Origin of the sequence: Kitasatospora sp. LaBMicrA B282 (assembly GCF_050325825.1) — a bacterium.
Taxonomy (GTDB): domain Bacteria; phylum Actinomycetota; class Actinomycetes; order Streptomycetales; family Streptomycetaceae; genus Kitasatospora.
The window spans coordinates 68427-83231 of the sequence record NZ_JBNQTI010000012.1 but is presented as its reverse complement, the minus strand read 5'-3'; the positions used below and the strand labels follow the sequence as shown (position 1 = coordinate 83231).

Sequence of the window (14805 nt, the reverse complement as noted above, 5' to 3'; positions counted from 1 at the left end):
GGCTCGGGGCCGCAGGGCTCGGGGCCGCAGGGCTCGGGGCCGCAGGGCTCGGGGCCGCAGGGCTCGGGGCCGCAGGGCTCGGGGCCGCAGGGCTCGGGGCCGCAGGGCTCGGGGCCGCAGGGCTCGGGGCCGCAGGGCCACAGAGCTCGAGGGTCTCCCCGCAGGCCGGGGCAGCAACTGAACGGACGGGAGGCCCGGGCACGGGGCCGGGGACCACAGCACAGGCCGAGGCAACACCCGAGTAGACCGGAGAGGCTGGGCACGGCCTCGGGCCTCCCCACGGGCCGGGCAGCGACGAGGCCCCCGGCCACAGGCCGGAGGCCTCTCCACAGGCCGGGGCAGCGCCAAACCGGACGGCTACCGCCTCGAGCCCCACCCCCTCAGGAGGTGATCGGGCCGATGGTCAGGGAGTGGATGGTCGGCCCCGCGCAGTGCTGCGTCTGCCACGGCAGGAAGAGTGCCGCCTTCTGGTTGGGCGGGTAGATCCGCAGGCCCTGGGCCGGGCTGAGCTGGCACTGGCCGGGATCGTAGCCGCTGATGCCGTTGGCGTCGTGCAGTGTGGCCTTGGCGGTGCCGTGCGGGGCCAGGGTCACCGGGGCGTAGGTCTCGCCGGTGCGGGTGGCGGCGTTGCCGGACTGCTGGCCGGCGGTGGCCACGTAGGAGACGCCCGGGTAGCCGTCGAGGGTGCAGGTGTGGCTGGAGGTGTTGGTGAACACCAGCGTGGAGTAGTACTGCCCGGCGCCCACGCTCGGGTCGGTCTGCGCGACGCTCAGCTCCGCGCTGGTGCAGGCGCCCGGCCCGGCCGGGGTGCCCGGCAGCCCGGCCGAGGTGGGCGCCGCGCTCGGCACCCCGCCACCAGTGCTGCCGCTGCCCCCACCGGTGCTGGCGCCGCCCCCACCGGTGGGCCCGACCCCTGTCCCCCCACCCGTCGCGCTACCCCCACCGGTCGTGCTGCTGCCCGACGAACCGCCCGCCGGCGCCGTGGTCCCCGCTCCCGCGCCCGCCGGGGGCTGGGTCGACGCGGCACCAGCGGCACCGGTCGTCGACGACGAGGAGCACCCCGCCACCGTGAACGTGGCGGCCGCGGCGAGCAGTACGGCGGCCGTGATCGGGGTCCGGGCGGGCCTGCGGGACATGGCGTACTCCTTCGGCGCAACACAGATCGGGTGTCTACCGACAGTGTTGCCCGCACCGGCGTCCGCCATCCGCACTGATACACGCCTGTGGCAGAACCCGGGCAGCCTTGTGACGCCGCCGCCCGGGAACCTCCTCACACGCCAACTACCCCGTCAGATCAGGATCTTCAGACCAGCGTCTTCCAGTAGTACCAGAACCGCCCCAGGATCATCAGCGCGATCACCGCGTACCACAGCACCGGCACCGCCCAGTGGTAGCGGTTGAGCTCCCGCACCACCGGCCGCAGCCGGCGCCCCACCGGGATCACGCCGGTGCGCAGGTTGGCCAGCGTGGTGTACCAGAACGTCGCGATGGTCACCGCCCAGACCAGCATGCAGTAGGGGCAGAGCGCGCCGATCGTGTAGAGCGACTGGCTGATCAGCCAGTGGATCAGGATCAGCCCGAGCGTGGCGCCCAGTTGCAGGCCGAGCCAGTACCAGCGGCGGAACCGCGCCCCGGCCAGCACGCCGAAGGCGATGGCCAGCACCACCGAGAAGCCCACCAGGCCGAGCAGCGAGTTGGGGAACCCGAAGGCCGAGGCCTGCCGGCTGGTCATCACCGATCCGCAGGCGATGATCGGGTTGATGTTGCAGTTGAGCGCCGTGTGCGGGTTCTTCAGGAGGTCGATCTTGTCGATGGTGAGGATCGCGGAGGCGGCCAGCCCCAGTGCCCCGGCGACCACCAGCAGCCAGGCGTAGGCACGCCCGGGATCGGGTCGGGAGGCGAACTCGTCGTCGGCGGGCACGCCGTTGCCCGCGAGCTTCTCGGCGGTGGTCACTTGGTGCCGGCCGTCTGCTGCACCAACGCGGTGAACTGCTGCGCGGTGATCGGGTTGCCGGCGTTGTCGAACAGGGTCAGCTGCTTGCCGTCCAGCTTCATGGTCGGGGTGCCGTTGACGCCGCTGGTGTTGAAGGCCTCGGCCACCTTCTGCGCCCAGGGCAGGTAGGTGTCGGCCTTGACCGCGTTGACGAAGGCGTCGGTCTTCAGGCCGGGAACCTGGCCGGCCACGTCGAGCAGGGTGTTGACGTCGCCGTAGCCGTCGGTCTGCTCGCTCGGCTGGTTCGCGTAGAGCGCGTCGTGGAACTTCTTGAAGTCGGCGGTGCTCTGGTTGAGCGCGGCACCGGCCGCCGCCAGGGCCTGGATCGAGCCCTTGCCGCCCAGGTTGTCGTCCAGGAAGGCGGCCAGGTGGTACTGGATCTTGTAGGTGCCGTTGTCCGCCAGCTGCTGCACGGTCTGGCCGTCCGTGGTCTCGAACTTCTTGCAGATCGGGCAGCGGAAGTCCTCGTAGACGTCCAGGGTGTGCGGGGCGTTCGGGTTGCCGTAGGTGATCACGGTGCCGCCCGGGCCGCCGGCGTTGGCCGGGGTGACCACCGGGGCGCTCGCCGCCGCCGCGCCGCCACCGCTGTGGCTGTTGCCGTTGTTCACGATCACGGCGACGCCGACGCAGAGCCCCAGCACCACGGCCGAGGAGACGCCGACCACGATCCGCCGGCGCCGCTTCTCGGCGCGCAGTTCCTGCTCGCGGGCCGCCTGCAGTCGCTCGCGGCGGGCGGTGCTGCGCTGGTCGTGGGTCTGCTGCTTGCCGGAGTTCTTGTTCTGCTGCTTGTTGCTCATGGCTGGGTCGGTCCTGTTCCGCGTCGCTCGGCGCGCACCCACGGGTGCGAGCCGGCCGCTCGAAGGGGGAAGGGGCGGCGTCGGCGCTCGCGGCCGGCCCGACTTCCCGCGCGAGGAGGTCCTTGACGGACGACGTCCCGGACGAGCGGCGGGCGGGGCTCAGGCGGCGAGCGCGAAGGACGCCGGCGGACCGCGGCGGCGGTCGCGCGCGAGCGGCAGGTCCTCGGCGGGCGCGTGCTCGGGCCGGGGCTCCGGCAACGGCGCACCGGGCGCCGGGCGGGCCGGGAGCGGGGCGAGCAGCAGCAGTGCGACGAGCGCGTCCGGCACCAGCCGGGCCAGCGCGCCGATCAGTTCGGGCAGCCGCACCAGGGCGGCGTCGGCCAGCCGCAGGCAGAACGCGGCGAGCAGGGTGACCACCAGGTGCACGCCCAGCAGCACGACTTCGAGCAGCGTCGGGGCGAGCGCCAGCTCTCCCGTGCCGCCGCCCACCTGGCCGCCGCCACAGACCATGAGGTCCAGTCCGTGACCGCCCTGGTGGGCCGCACCGGTGGGCCGGGCACAGGTGTCCTGACCCAGGTTGAAGGTGGTGTTGAGCAGCAGCTCGACCGGCAGCAGCAGCGCGGCGATCTGCAGGAAGCCGCGCTCGGCGCCGGCCAGCAGGGCGGCCAGCACGAAGACGGCCACCCCGGCGCCGAGCACCACGGTCAGCGGCAGCGGCCGCCCGGTGACCACGACTTGGCCGGCCGCGGACAGCGGAACGGCCAGCGCGGCGAAGAGCGTCGCGCGCAGCGTCCGGGTCAGGCGGCAGGTGGTCACGGTTTTGGAGTATGCCACGCCGCGCCGAGCGAACACGAGGGCGCGGAGGTGAGGAAAGTCTGAGGAGCCGGGGCCGCCCACCGTGCCTGGAAAGCCCGCCCACACGGCTCGGAGGGTGGTCCGGAAACGCCCAGGCGTCGCTCAAGGCTCACATGAAAGCATGCGACGGTGACATCGGGGATACCGCAGACGCGCGAGGTACGCAGGCCGGCGTGGGTCAGGCCGCGTACCGCGATCATGTTGGCCGGAGCACTGGTCTTCGCCCTCCTGCTCTACCTCCAGAGCACCCGGTCCCAGGTGGACCTGGCCGACCTGGTGCTGAACGCCGATCCGGGCTGGTCGCTGCTCGCGGTGCTGGCGATGGTGGCCAGCTACCCGGCCGCGACCATGGGGTTCCTCGGCTTCGTGCCGGAGCGGATCGGTCTGGTCCGGGCCGGCCTGGCCCAGGTGGCCGGCTCCTTCGTGAAGCTGGTCGCCCCCAGCGGCTTCGGCGGCATGGCGCTGAACACCCGACTGCTGCTGCGGGCCGGCATAGCCCCGGGTCCGGCGGCCTCCAGCGTGGGCGCGGGCGCGGTGCTCGGCCTGGTGCTGCACCTGGGGCAGTTGGCCTTCTTCCTCTGGCTCACCGGCTTCCAGCCGGCCCACCAGGCCGGGGCGGGCAGCGGCGAGCAGCTCACCCTGCTGGTCGGCGCCGCCCTGGGCGCGGTGGCGCTGGTGGCGCTGGCCGTTCCGGTGTCGCGGCGCTGGCTGCTGGTGCGGCTGCGGCCGCTGACCGAGGGCACCCTGCCCCGGCTGCGCTACCTGGCCAGCCACCCGAAGCACCTGGCGGTCGGGGTGCTCGGGCAGTTGCTGATCTCGATGACCCTGATCTCCTGCCTCTACTGCTGCGTGCGGGCCACCGTCGGGGACCCGCCGTTCGCCGCGGTCGCGGTGGCCTTCCTGCTCGGCAACGCGCTCGGCTCGGCGATGCCCACCCCGGCGGGGGTGGTCGGGGTGGAGACCTTCACCGCGGGCCTGCTGGCCGCCACCACCGGGCTCGGCACCAACCAGGCGCTGGCGCCGGTGGTGCTGTTCCGGCTGATCACCCTGCTGCTGCCGGTGCTGCCCGGCTGGGCGGCGTTCGGCCTGTTGCAGCGGCAGAAGGCGCTCTGACTGCCGCAGGATGGCTGACGGGGCGTCAGCGAACCGCGCCGCGCCCCGGCCGTCCGAGCTGCTGAGGAGCGCACATGACCAGTGACCACCAGGCCTCCCCCGGCGCAACCGGGTCCGCGACCGGGCCCGCAACGGGGTCCGCGACCGGGTCCGCGACCGGGTCCGCCGCCGGATCCGCCGCCGACCACCGGGCGGACGAGTACGACGTGATCGTGCTGGGCGGCGGGCCGACCGGGGAGAACCTGACCGACCGGACCCGGGCCGCGGGCCTGCGCACCGCCGTGGTGGAGAGCGAGCTGGTCGGCGGCGAGTGCTCCTACTGGGCGTGCATGCCGAGCAAGGCGCTGCTGCGCCCGCCCGCCGCGCTGGCCGCCGCCCGCGCGGTGGCCGGCTCCCGCGAGGCCGCCACCGGCGCGCTGGACACGGCGGCCGTGCTGGCCCGGCGCGACGCGTTCGCCTCGCACTGGAAGGACGCCGGGCAGGTCGCCTGGCTGGACGGGATCGGCGCCGAGCTGGTCCGCGGCACCGGCCGGCTGGACGGGCCGCGCCGGGTGCTGGTGCGCACCCCGGAGGGCGGCGAGCAGCTGCTCACCGCGCGGCACGCGGTCGCCGTCTGCACCGGCAGCCGGGCGCTGCTGCCCGCGGACCTGCCGGGGCTGGCCGCGGCGAAGCCGTGGACCAGCCGGGAGGCGACCAGCGCGCCGGCGGTCCCGGAGCGGCTGCTGGTGGTCGGCGGCGGGGTGGTCGGCGTCGAGATGGCGGCCGCCTGGCAGGCGCTGGGCGCCCGGGTCACGCTGCTGGTGCGCGGCGGCGGGCTGCTGCCGCGACTGGAGCCGTTCGCCGGCGAGCTGGTGGCGGCCGGGCTGCGGGCGGCGGGCGTCACGGTGCGGCTCGGGGCCGAGGTGGCGGCGGTGGCGCGGGACGGTGCCGTGGTGGGCGTGCGGCTGGCCGACGGCACCGAGCTGGTGGCCGAGGAGCTGCTTTACGCCACCGGGCGGGCGCCGCGCACCGAGGGGCTGGGCCTGGCGAGCGTCGGGCTGCGGGACGGCGACTGGCTGGCGGTGGCCGACGACTGCACGGTGCGCGGGGTCGAGGGCGGCTGGCTCTACGCGGCCGGGGACGTCAACCACCGCGCGCTCCTCACCCACCAGGGGAAGTACCAGGGGCGGATCGCCGGTGCCGTGATCGCCGCCCGGGCCCGCGGGGCGGCCCTCGATCCGGCGCCCTGGGGGCCGCACGCGGCCACCGCCGACCTGGCCGCCGTGCCGCAGGTGGTCTTCACCGAGCCCGAGGTGGCGGCCGTCGGCCTGAGCGCCGAGCAGGCCCGGCGGGCGGGGCACCGGGTCACGGTGGTGGACTACGAGCTCGGCCACGTGGCCGGCGCCTCGCTGGCCGCGGACGACTACCGGGGGCGGGCCCGGATGGTGGTGGACCGGGAGCGCGAGGTGCTGCTGGGGGTGACCTTCGTCGGCCCCGGGGTGGGCGAGCTGCTGCACGCGGCGACGGTTGCGGTGGTCGGGCAGGTGCCGATCGCCCGGCTGTGGCACGCGGTGCCCTCGTACCCGACGGTGAGCGAGGTGTGGCTGCGGCTGCTGGAGGCGTACCGGGACGGGCAGGGCACGGAATAGCCGTCCGGCGCTCGGGGTTGAGCCGGGCATGGCTACCGTGGAACTCACCAAGGACAACTTCGACGAAGTCGTCAACGCCGATTCCTTCGTCCTGATCGACTTCTGGGCGGCCTGGTGCGGTCCGTGCCGCAACTTCGCCCCGGTCTACGACAAGGCCGCCGAGACCCACGCCGACCTGGTCTTCGCCAAGGTCGACACCGAGGCGCAGCAGGAGCTGGCGGCCGCCTTCCAGATCACCTCGATCCCGACCCTGGCGATCATCCGGGAGAACGTGCTGATCTTCGCCCAGCCCGGGGCGCTGCCCCCGGCGGCGCTGGAGGACGTGATCCGGCAGGCCCGCGAGCTGGACATGGACGAGGTGCGGCAGAAGATCGCGAGTGAGCAGCAGGGCTGAGCAGGCCGGGCGGGGGGCGCTCGTGCCCGGGAAGTCGGCCGCTCCGACGTCCCGGGGCGCGGCGGTCGCCGGCCGTGACGCGGCGCCTGCCGGTCGCGGCCTTCCCGTGTCGTGGCGCGATCACGCCAAAGACTGTCCGATTCTGGTTATCGACGACTGGCGGGCCCGCTCGGATAATCGCCTGTCATGCAGATCACAACCCGACCCCCGCCGTGGGCCATCTAACCTGGTGGACGTGCTCCTTCTCGTCAGCCGCCGCCACGTGGACCTGCTCCGCGTCACGAGCATGTCCTGTCGACGCTCCCGCTGACCCCGATCTCCCTCACTTTCCGGACCCCGGCCCCGGGGGCGCCGCGCCATCTCCGCCGCGTCCCCGCTGCACCCGGCCACCGCCGGGCCCGACCGGGCTTATCCAGCGGATGTCACCCTCATGTCGCAGCAGCACACCCCCCTTTCTCCTTCCACCTCCGCCCTCCCGGTGATCGACCTCGCCGCCGCCTCCGGGACCCCCGAGCAGCGGGCCGCGCTCCACGCCGAGCTGCTCCGGGCCGCCACCGAGGTCGGCTTCTTCCACCTGGTCGGCCACGGCATCACCGAGCAGGAGACCGCCGAGCTCGGCACCGCGATGCGCGCCTTCTTCGCGCTCCCGGAGGCCGAGCGGCTGGCCGTCAGCAACCTCAACTCCCCGCACTTCCGCGGCTACACCCGCACTGGCACCGAGCACACCGGCGGGCGCAGCGACTGGCGTGACCAGCTCGACATCGGCACCGAGCTGCCCGAGCACCGCCCGCAGCCGGGCGAACCGGCCTACTGGTGGCTGGAGGGCCCCAACCAGTGGCCGGCCGAGCTGCCCGAGCTGCGCGCCGCCGCGCTGACCTGGATCGAGCGCCTGAGCACGGTGGCCGAACGCCTGCTGCACGAACTGCTCACCGCGATCGGCGCCAAGCCCGACTTCTACGACGACGCCTTCGCCGACCGCCCGCACCTGCGCCTCAAGCTGGTGCGCTACCCCGGCAGCGGCCCGGACGGATCCGGCCAGGGGGTGGGCGCGCACAAGGACTACGGCTTCCTGACCCTGCTGCTCACCGACGAGGTGCCCGGCTTGCAGGTCGAGATGCCGGACGGCACCTTCCTGGACGTCCCGCCCAAGCCGGGTGCCTTCGTGGTCAACCTGGGCGAACTGCTGGAGGTGGCCACCGACGGCTACCTGAAGGCGACCAACCACCGGGTGGTCAGTCCCCCCGGCGCCCGGGAGCGGTACTCGGTGCCGTTCTTCTACAACCCGCGGCTGGACGCCCACATCGCCCCGCTCGACTTCCCGCACGCGCACCACGCCCCGGGCGCGACCGAGGACCCGGCCAACCCGCTCTACGCCGAATTCGGCCGGAACGAGTTGAAGGGCTACCTGCGCGCCCACCCGGAGGTCGCCCGCCGCTACCACGCGGACCTGCTGCGCCCGGCGAGCTAGTGCGCGGACGCCCGGCCGGGTGACACTGGTGCTGTCACAGCAGCACTGGCACACCCGGAGCACCCATGACCACCACGCCACCCCGGCTCACCGTCGACGAACTCGCCGCGCGGGCCGGGGTGAGCGTGCGCACCCTGCGCTTCTACAGCGGCCGCGGCCTGCTGCCGCCGCCCGAGCTGGGCCCGCGCCGGGTCGGCCTCTACGGCCCCGAGCACCTGGAGCGCCTGGAGCTGATCGAGGAGCTCCAGCAGCAGGGCCTCACGCTCGCCGCCATCGAGCGCTACCTGGCCGGTCTCCCGTCCGACCTGAGCACCCTGGACCTGGCGATCCACCGCGCCCTGGTCGCCGCCTGGACCCCGGAGAGCACCGAGGAGGCGAGCGTCGAGGAGCTGGCCCGCCGGGTCGGTCGCCGGCTCACGGACGCCGACCTGGACCGGCTGGTCGCGATGGGCGCGCTGCACCGCACCGAGGCGCCCGAGGCGTTCCGGGTCGAGCCGGCCCTGCTCCGCCTCGGCGCCCGGATCCTCGACCTGCCGATCCCGCTGGAGACCCTGGTCGCCGCCCGCGCCGTGGTGCGCCTGCACAGCCGGGCCACCGCGCGGGAGCTCGACCGCCTCTTCCGGGAGTCCTTCTGGCGGCCGTTCCGGGAGAGCGGCGCCGACCCGGCCGAGGTGGACCGGATGCGCGAACTCTCCACCCGGATCGAGCCGCTGCTCACCCAGGCGGTGGTGACCGCCTTCCACCGCTCACTGGCGGAACAGCTGGCCGACCGGGACGGCGGGTGAGTCGGCGCCACGATCAGACATCCGATCCAGACATCTGACTTAGACATACGTATTGCACGAGCGTCCAAGACGCGAGTAGGGTCATGCCCATCAACCCGAACCGTTGAGGGGGACCCCGCGATGAACCACGCACTCACGCCCGCCACCGCCACCCGCCACGAGCTGCTCGTCGACGGCCGCCGGCTCTCCTACCTGGACTTCGGCGGCACCGGCCGCCCGCTGGTCGCGCTGCACGGCCACCTCTCGGAGGGCGCCACCTTCGCCGCCCTCGCCGCGGCGCTCGGCCCCGAGTGGCGGGTCATCGCCCCCGACCAGCGCGGCCAGGGCGAGTCCGACCGCGCCGCGGACTACTCGCGCCAGGGCTACCTCGCCGACCTCGAAGCCCTGCTGGACCACCTGGGCCTGGGCCCCGTCGTGCTGCTCGGCCACTCGCTCGGCGCGATCAACGCCTACCAGTTCGCCGCCCGCCACCCCGAGCGGGTCAGCGCCCTGATCAACACCGAGGGCCCGGCCGCCATCGACGAGCACGGCCCCCACCCGCTGGCCTTCCTGCTGCACCTCCCCCACCAGGAGGCCACCCGCGAGGCGCTGATCGCCGGCCTCGGCCCCGCGGCTCCGTACTTCGCCGACCGGCTGCGGGAGAACCCCGACGGCAGCTGGCGGCTGCCCTTCCACCCGAAGGACATGTACGACTCGGAGGAGCTGGTGCACGGCGACCACTGGTCCGAGTGGTCGGCCGGCCACTGCCCGACCCTGCTGGTCAACGCCACCGCGGGCGTGCTGCCGGCCGAGCTGGTGGACGCCATGGCCGAGCGCCGCCCGAACACCACCGTGACCGAGCTCGAGGGCGACCACCTGCTGCCGACCACCGCCCCGGTTGCCTTCGGCGCCGCGGTCCGCACGTTCCTCGCCACGCTCTGATCGATCAGGATTCGAGAAGCGCAGCTCTTGGGGCCGAAGCTAGCGTGAAGCCCATGGACATCAGCATTCACTGGACCTTCCTCCCGCACACCGACCCGGAGGCCTCGCTGGCCTTCTACCGCGACCTGCTCGGCTTCGAGGTGCGCAACGACGTCGGCGGCGGCGCCATGCGCTGGATCACCGTCGGCCCGGCGGACCGGCCCGACACCTCCATCGTGCTGGAGCCGCCGGCGATGGACCCCAGCACCACCGAGGAGGAGCGCCGCACCGTCGCGGCGATGATGGCCAAGGGCAGCTACGCCCGGATCGTGCTGGCCACCGCCGACCTCGACGGCCTCTTCGCCCGGCTCAAGGAGGGTGGCGCCGAGGTGCTCCAGGAGCCGACCGAGCAGCCGTACGGCGTCCGCGACTGCGCCTTCCGCGATCCGGCGGGCACCATGGTCCGCATCAACGAGGTGAAGTAGACCCATGAGCAAGGCCAGGCCGACCACCCCGCAGCCGGCGGAGCTGCCCACCGCCGACACCCACGACCTGATCCGGGTGCACGGCGCGCGCGAGAACAACCTCAAGGACGTCAGCGTCGAGATCCCCAAGCGCCGGCTGACCGTGTTCACCGGCGTCTCCGGCTCGGGCAAGAGCTCCCTGGTCTTCGACACCATCGCCGCCGAGTCGCAGCGGCTGATCAACGAGACCTACAGTGCCTTCGTCCAGGGCTTCATGCCGACGCTGGCCCGACCCGACGTCGACGTCCTCGAAGGACTGACCACGGCGATCATCGTCGACCAGCAGCGGATGGCGGCCGACCCGCGCTCCACGGTCGGCACCGCCACCGACGCCAACGCGATGCTGCGGATCCTGTTCAGCCGGCTCGCCGAGCCGCACCTCGGCTCGCCCCGGGCGTACTCCTTCAACGTGGCCTCGATCAGCGGCGCGGGCGCGGTCACCGTCGAGCGCGCCGGACAGACCGTCAAGGAACGCCGCAGCTTCAGCATCACCGGCGGCATGTGCCCGCGCTGCGAGGGCCGGGGCTCGGTCTCCGACATCGACCTGGCCCAGCTCTACGACGAGACCAGGTCGCTGGACGACGGCGCGATCACCATCCCCGGCTACACCGCCGGCAGTTGGAACCACCGGTTGTACGCCGCCTCGGGCTTCTTCGATCCGACCAAGCCGATCCGCAAGTACACCAAGAAGGAACGCCAGGACTTCCTGTACCGCGAGCCGACCAGGATGAAGATCGCGGGCATCAACATGACCTACGAGGGGCTCGTCCTGCGGGTCCAGCGGTCGATCCTGGCCAAGGACCGGGAGGCGATGCAGCCGCACATCCGGGCCTTCGTGGACCGGGCGGTCACCTTCGCCACCTGTCCGGACTGCGCGGGCACCCGGCTCACCGAGGCGGCCCGGTCCTCCACGATCGGCGGGGTCGGCATCGCCGACGCCTGCGCGATGCAGATCAGCGACCTGGCCGACTGGGTCCGCGGCCTGGACGAGCCCTCGGTGGCGCCACTGCTCGGCAAGCTGGCGCACACCCTCGACTCCTTCGTGGAGATCGGGCTGGGCTACCTCGCGCTCGACCGCCCCGCCGGCACCCTCTCCGGCGGCGAGGCGCAGCGGGTCAAGATGGTCCGTCACCTCGGCTCCTCGCTCACCGACACCACCTACGTCTTCGACGAGCCCACCACCGGCCTGCACCCGCACGACATCCAGCGGATGAACGAACTGCTGCTGCGGCTGCGGGACAAGGGCAACACCGTGCTGGTCGTGGAGCACAAGCCGGAGACCATCGCGATCGCGGACCACGTGGTCGACCTCGGCCCCGGCGCCGGTGCGGCGGGCGGCACCATCTGCTTCGAGGGCAGCGTCGAGGGGCTGCGCACCGGCGGCACCATCACCGGCCGCCACTTCGACGACCGGGCCAGGCTGAAGGAGTCGGTGCGCACCGCCACCGGGAAGCTGGCGATCCGCGGTGCCGACGCCAACAACCTGCGCGACGTCGACGTGGACATCCCGCTCGGCGTGCTGGTGGTGGTGACCGGCGTGGCCGGCTCCGGCAAGAGCTCGCTGCTGCACGGCTCGCTGCCCGCCCAGCTGGGGATCGACCGGTCGGGGATCGCACAGTCGGGGGTCGCCGAGGCCGGGGTGGTGTCCATCGACCAGAGCCCGATCCGCGGCTCGCGCCGCAGCAACCCGGCCACCTACTCCGGGCTGCTGGAGCCGATCCGCAAGGCCTTCGCCAAGACCAACGGCGTGAAGCCGGCGCTGTTCAGCGCCAACTCCGAGGGCGCCTGCCCGACCTGCAACGGCGCCGGCGTCATCTACACCGACCTGGCGATGATGGCCGGGGTCGCCACCACCTGCGAGGACTGCGAGGGGAAGCGGTACGACGCCTCGGTGCTGGAGTACCGCCTCGGCGGCCGGGACATCAGCGAGGTGCTGGCGATGTCGGTGGCCGAGGCCGCCGAGTTCTTCGCCGCCGGCGAGGCCCGCACCCCGGCCGCACACGCCGTCCTCGCCCGGCTCGCCGACGTCGGGCTCGGCTACCTGAGCCTCGGCCAGCCGCTCACCACGCTCTCCGGCGGTGAGCGGCAACGGCTCAAGCTGGCCTCCCAGATGGGCGAGAAGGGCGGCGTCTACATCCTGGACGAGCCGACCACCGGCCTGCACCTGGCGGACGTGGCCCAGCTGCTCGGCCTGCTCGACAAGCTGGTGGACGCCGGCAAGTCGGTGATCGTGATCGAGCACCACCAGGCCGTGATGGCGCACGCCGACTGGATCATCGACCTGGGTCCCGGGGCCGGCCACGACGGCGGCCGGATCGTCTTCGAGGGCACCCCGGCCGAGCTGGTCGCCGCCCGTGCCGGTCGCACCGGGGAGCACCTGGCGGCGTACGTGGGCGGCTGACCGGGGCGCGGGTGACCCGAGGGAGTCAGTTCACGGGCTCCCCCGGGTCGAGCCGCCGCCGGAGCAGGTCCTTGCGCACCTTGCCGGTCTCGTTGCGCGGCAGCTCCGGGAGCAGTTCGAGGCGGGCGGGCAGGTACCACTCGGTCATCCCGAGTCCGGTCAGGTGGCCGCGCAGTTCCGCCAGGGTCGGCGGGGCCTGCTCGGCGACCACCACCGCGCAGGCCGACTCCCCGCCCTGGCCGTCCGGGTAGCCGACCAGCGCGACGTCCCGCACCGCGGGGTGCTCCAGCAGCGCGGACTCCACGTCGGCCACCGGGATCATGAACACCGAGCCGATCCGGTCCGCCGCCCGCCCCAGCAGCCGGTAGCCGCCGTGGCCGTCCGGGGCGGCCAGGTCGCCGGTCTCGTACCAGCCGTCGTCGTGCTCGGCGAGCACGGTCAACGTCCCGTTGTCCCGGCCGAGGGTGGCCAGGCAGAGCGAGCCGCCGCGGGCGAACAGCGCGCCGGGGCGCGCCTCGTCGATCGGGTGCTCGGCCCGCAGGTCGATCTCGCAGCTCGGGCCGGGGCGACCCACCGTGCGGCCCACCAGCTCGGGGTGGTCGCGCAGTTCGGCCGGCCGGGTGTAGGCGCTGGCCCCCTCGGTCATGCCCCAGATCACCCCCAGTTGGCTGCCGAAGGCCTTGGCTGCCTCGGTGAACAGCCGCTGCGGGACGGTGGTGGCGCCCGAGCGGGCGGCGGCCCGCAGTCCGTGCGGCTGCTGCGCCAACGCCTCGATCAGCGCGAACAGGTAGACCGGCGCGGCCAGCAGCCAGTCGGCGCCCTGCTCGATCAGGAACGGCGCCACCGCCGCCGGCTCCCAGCGGTCCACCAGCACGGCGGTCGCCCCGAAGTGCAGCGGCATGAAGAGGCCGAAGTTGAGGCCGGCGCTGTGCATGTGGGCGTGCGGCGTGTACACCCTGGTGCCCGGGCCGACCCCGTCGGTGGCGCCGATCTCCGCGTACCAGGCGTAGGAGGTGTTGAGGGTGTGCAGCGCCGCCTTGGGCTCGCCCGAGGTGCCGGAGGTGAAGAGCACCAGGGCGACCCGGTCGGCGTCGGCGGCGGTGTCGAGGGGGACCGCGACGGGGTCGGCCTGCTCGAAGACCGCCGCGAAGTCCAGCGCGCCGCCGCTCTCCCCCGCCGTCGCCGGGTCGGTGGCGAGCACCACCCGGTGCCGCAACGCGGGCAGCCCGGGCGCGAGTTCGGCCAGTGCGGCAGCGTGCTCGAAGCCCTCCCAGCGGTCGACCGTGATGCAGACGGCCGCCTCCACCCGGCGCAGCACCCGCGCAAGCTCCCGCGGCCGGATGGTGCACATGATCGGCGCGGCCACCGCGCCCAGCCGGGCGCAGGCCAGCACCAACGGCCCCACCTGCCACCGGTTCGGCAGCTGCAGGGCCACCACCTGCCCGGCCCGGACCCCGAGGCGGTGCAGCGCGGCCGCGAACCGGTCCACCCGCTCGGCGTACTGGGCGTAGCTCAGCCGCACCACCGACGGCCGCCCGTCCGGGCCGAGCTCGGCGGCCACCACGGCGAGCGCGTCGGGGGCGGCCGCCCGGTGGCGGGCCAGGTCGTCGAGGAGCGTGTCGGTGCGCCAGACCCCGGCGGCGTGCCGGCGGGCGAGGTCGAGCGGGGCGGGGCGCAGGGCGGCGAAGGCGGGGGTGGCCGCAGGGGTGTCGGTGGGGGTGTCGGGCACGGCAGGGCCTCCTGGGTAGGCGGGCAGGGCCCGGTACTCCTACCCACTCTGCGGCCCTCACTCAATGGCCTAGACCTCAGTGGTCCAGACCCTTGACGCGGACACCCGGCGGTGCCACGGTACAGACGACCCCGCCGTGCGCGCCCCCAGCCGCGCCGCCTCCGCGTCCCCCCACTACGTCGAGCCTGCGCCGACGCGCCCGCCGTGGGTCGTTCCCT

The 14805-nt window shown here is 73.8% G+C and carries 13 protein-coding genes; 8 read left to right on the top strand and 5 right to left on the bottom strand.

What is annotated here, in order from left to right; all coding sequences use genetic code 11:
• Positions 1 to 380: 380 nt before the first annotated feature.
• From ACQRUO_RS06360 to ACQRUO_RS06345, 4 genes are all read right to left on the bottom strand, one after another.
• Positions 381 to 848, bottom strand: a complete 468-nt coding sequence (locus ACQRUO_RS06360) for a DUF4232 domain-containing protein (protein WP_428314738.1) — start codon at positions 846 to 848, stop codon at positions 381 to 383.
• Positions 849 to 1303: 455 nt separating this feature from the next.
• A complete protein-coding gene (locus tag ACQRUO_RS06355; RefSeq protein WP_428314737.1) occupies positions 1304 to 1954 on the bottom strand; it encodes a vitamin K epoxide reductase family protein in 651 nt (216 codons plus the stop codon).
• On the bottom strand, positions 1951 to 2790 hold the full coding sequence (locus tag ACQRUO_RS06350) for a thioredoxin domain-containing protein (protein WP_428314736.1): 840 nt from the start codon (positions 2788 to 2790) through the stop codon (positions 1951 to 1953). Before ACQRUO_RS06350 ends, ACQRUO_RS06355 begins: the two co-directional genes overlap by 4 nt.
• Positions 2791 to 2949: 159 nt before the next feature.
• Positions 2950 to 3606 carry a hypothetical protein gene (locus ACQRUO_RS06345; RefSeq protein ID WP_428314735.1) on the bottom strand — a complete coding sequence of 219 codons (657 nt, stop codon included), beginning with the start codon at positions 3604 to 3606 and terminating at the stop codon, positions 2950 to 2952.
• Positions 3607 to 3843: 237 nt separating this feature from the next.
• On the opposite strand from ACQRUO_RS06345, the gene ACQRUO_RS06340 reads away from it, so the two are divergent.
• From ACQRUO_RS06340 to ACQRUO_RS06305, 8 genes are all read left to right on the top strand, one after another.
• Entirely contained in the window at positions 3844 to 4758 is a 915-nt protein-coding gene (locus tag ACQRUO_RS06340) for a lysylphosphatidylglycerol synthase transmembrane domain-containing protein (protein ID WP_428314734.1), read from the top strand.
• 74 nt (positions 4759 to 4832) lie between these two features.
• Positions 4833 to 6386: a dihydrolipoyl dehydrogenase family protein gene (locus ACQRUO_RS06335; protein ID WP_428314733.1), complete on the top strand. Its 1554-nt coding sequence runs from the start codon at positions 4833 to 4835 to the stop codon at positions 6384 to 6386.
• A 28-nt stretch (positions 6387 to 6414) separates the two neighbouring features.
• On the top strand, positions 6415 to 6780 hold the full coding sequence (trxA, locus tag ACQRUO_RS06330; protein WP_428314732.1) for a thioredoxin: 366 nt from the start codon (positions 6415 to 6417) through the stop codon (positions 6778 to 6780).
• Positions 6781 to 7210: 430 nt separating this feature from the next.
• Entirely contained in the window at positions 7211 to 8248 is a 1038-nt protein-coding gene (locus tag ACQRUO_RS06325; RefSeq protein WP_428314731.1) for an isopenicillin N synthase family dioxygenase, read from the top strand.
• 65 nt (positions 8249 to 8313) lie between these two features.
• Positions 8314 to 9033, top strand: a complete 720-nt coding sequence (locus ACQRUO_RS06320) for a MerR family transcriptional regulator (RefSeq protein WP_428314730.1) — start codon at positions 8314 to 8316, stop codon at positions 9031 to 9033.
• A 120-nt stretch (positions 9034 to 9153) separates the two neighbouring features.
• Positions 9154 to 9954 carry an alpha/beta fold hydrolase gene (locus tag ACQRUO_RS06315; protein ID WP_428314729.1) on the top strand — a complete coding sequence of 267 codons (801 nt, stop codon included), beginning with the start codon at positions 9154 to 9156 and terminating at the stop codon, positions 9952 to 9954.
• 53 nt (positions 9955 to 10007) lie between these two features.
• Complete coding sequence (locus ACQRUO_RS06310) at positions 10008 to 10418, top strand: VOC family protein (RefSeq protein ID WP_428314728.1); 411 nt, start codon at positions 10008 to 10010, stop codon at positions 10416 to 10418.
• Between the two features lie 4 nt (positions 10419 to 10422).
• Entirely contained in the window at positions 10423 to 12858 is a 2436-nt protein-coding gene (locus tag ACQRUO_RS06305) for an ATP-binding cassette domain-containing protein (protein WP_428314727.1), read from the top strand.
• Positions 12859 to 12883: 25 nt separating this feature from the next.
• Here ACQRUO_RS06305 and ACQRUO_RS06300 read toward each other — a convergent pair whose 3' ends face one another.
• Positions 12884 to 14587 (bottom strand): AMP-binding protein, encoded by a 1704-nt coding sequence (locus tag ACQRUO_RS06300; RefSeq protein WP_428314726.1) that lies wholly within the window; start codon positions 14585 to 14587, stop codon positions 12884 to 12886.
• Between the last annotated feature and the right edge of the window lie 218 nt (positions 14588 to 14805).